Below are 2,495 nucleotides of genomic sequence, written 5' to 3'. Positions count from 1 at the left end.
GTGCGATTCGTTCAGTCGAAACCGTGAAAACGGGGGATAACTGGCTTCTATGGGGTAATCCTTAAAAGGATTGAGTTCGCACTTTAATCCCCTGTAGATGACAACTGAATTACCTTGTATGTGACTGCAAGTACCCTAGAAAGCAGAAGTCATACCCTACAAGTGCAGTAGTGACAGCACTACCCCTACTGAGGAGATTGGTTATCAAAATTGGTAAAGCGGGGTAGAAAGGTGGTAACTGCGAACTGTACGCAGAACACCATCGAGCATGAATTTATGAGTAAAGCTGCGGCTTGAATCCACGTCTGAACCATCGTGATGCTTAATGGGCTACGACAGTTATTGCCCAAGCCAAAAGGCAAAGATAACGGTGCTGGCAATTGCAGGTCTGACCAGTATGCACTACCCATAAACTCGGTGGAAAGTGGGACTCTAAGGATTCAGACAAAAGGTGATTTGGAACGAAGTAACCCCTCAAAATCTCTCAGAATGGTCGAAATCTGAGCAGGAAACCATCCGCATGAATCGAGGGGAAGGATTGTCTAAGAAGCCAAAGCTTTGAGTAATATCGAAGATATGCTGACGTAGACACTTTGACTCAGATTGTAAAGGTGTAATTAGTAATGTATAAGTCTAAAACCGAACAACAGTTCAGGGTGGAATGGGAGAATGACATCCCTATCTGTATAGGTCAAGAGTCAAACCAGCAATGGAGAGACATCAACTGGAAACAGGTAGAAAGAGTCGTCTACAAGTTACAAACACGCATTTACAAAGCCAAAAGTCGTGGTGATTACAAAGCTGTCCGCAGGCTTCAAAAGACTCTGATAAATTCACGGTCAGCCAAGCTACTAGCTACCAGAAAGGTAACACAAGATAATCAAGGTAAGAAGACGGCAGGAGTGGATGGAATTAAATCTCTATCCCCAGAAGCACGTCTCAAACTTGCAGGACAATTACAACTTACGGATAAAAGTAGAAAAACTCGCAGAGTATGGATACCCAAATCCAATGGTGAAAAACGTCCACTTGGAATACCCACAATCAGGGACAGGGCAACTCAAGCCTTAGCTAAGTTAGCACTCGAACCGGAATGGGAAGCCATATTTGAGGAAAATTCCTATGGTTTTCGTCCGGGTAGAAGCTGCCATGATGCTATAGTCGCAATCTACATACATATCAACCAAAAGCCTCGATATGTATTGGATGCGGATATCGCTAAATGCTTCGATAAAATCAATCATCAAGCGTTGCTAAAGAAGATTAACAGCTTCCCAAGAATGCAAAAGCAGATCGAGGCATGGCTTAAATCTGGTGCAATGGATGGAAACCAACTCTTCACGACCGATGAAGGTACTCCTCAAGGTGGGGTAATATCCCCCTTACTGGCAAATATAGCCTTACATGGTTTAGAAAAGCTGGTTAAAGAGTATGTCAAATCAATCGATATGAAGGATGTCAACGGCTACAAAATTAGACCGAGAGACAAAGTGAAAGCCACTGCACTAATCAGGTACGCTGATGACTTTGTGTGTATGCACGAAGAAAAAGAAGTTGTCGAAGGTTGTCAGAGAATTATATCCGAATGGTTAGCCGAAATGAAATTAGAATTAAAACCAAGCAAAACCAGAATCTGTCACACACTCGAAGCAGTAGAAGACCAAAATGGTTTTAACTTTCTTGGCTTTAACATTCGACAATATCCCACTGGCAAATATAGAAGTGCCAGAAATTCAAACGGTAATCCACTAGGATTTAATACGCTCATCACCCCAAGCAAAGAAAAAAGAGCCACCCACCAGAAAAAACTGGGAGAAGTGATAGACCGTCAGCTTAACGGAAAACAGTCCGAATTAATACTTGAACTTAATCCAATTATCAAAGGCTGGTCAAACTACTACTCCCATGTTGTCAGTCAGGAAACATTCGGCAACATGGATTATCTAGTCTGGCAAAAATTAAAAAGATGGGCTATTCGTCGTTGCCCAAAAAGCAATAAGTACGAAATATTCTCAAGATATTGGAAAACAGTAGGCACGGACAACTGGAGATTCTGCACGACCGAAGGATTGAAGTTAGCCAAACACGGCGAGACAGAAATCACAAGGTTCGTCAAGGTTCAAGGTAACAGAAGTGTTTATGACGGAGATTTTACCTACTGGGGAACCAGACTGGGAAAACATCCTGAAATTCCAATGAGAATGGCAAGGCTACTCCAAAAGCAGAAAGGAAAATGTGCGTACTGCGGACACTATTTCAAGCAAGACGATGTTATGGAAATTGACCATATTCAACCAAAATCTCAGGGAGGGAAAGACCAATATGGCAATCTCCAACTTCTTCATCGTCATTGCCATGATACAAAAACTGCCAGCGATGGTAGTTATGGTGCTTGTGTAAAAAGCTCAGTCAAAGAGGAGCCGGATGAGGTGAAAGTCTCAAGTCCGGTTCTGAATGAGAGGTGGGGAAAGTGATTTCCCCATCGACTCTAACTC

Annotated in this window: 1 protein-coding gene; it reads left to right on the top strand. The window is 42.7% G+C overall.

Translation table 11 applies throughout. The features are described 5' to 3' along the window. The first annotated feature begins 623 nt into the window (after positions 1-623). Complete coding sequence (ltrA, locus tag QUB37_RS29470) at positions 624-2,474, top strand: group II intron reverse transcriptase/maturase (protein ID WP_333168758.1); 1,851 nt, start codon at positions 624-626, stop codon at positions 2,472-2,474. The last annotated feature ends 21 nt before the right edge of the window (positions 2,475-2,495 follow it).

Origin of the sequence: Microcoleus sp. AT3-A2, assembly GCF_036705685.1 — a bacterium.
Classification (GTDB): domain Bacteria; phylum Cyanobacteriota; class Cyanobacteriia; order Cyanobacteriales; family Microcoleaceae; genus Microcoleus.
The sequence above is the reverse complement of the archived record's forward strand: the minus strand, read 5'-3'. Positions and strand labels throughout refer to the sequence as shown.

Excerpts from the sequence above, each read along its gene's own strand:
- ltrA (WP_333168758.1), top strand. The coding sequence starts at position 624 with ATGTATAAGTCTAAAACCGAACAACAGTTCAGGGTGGAATGGGAGAAT.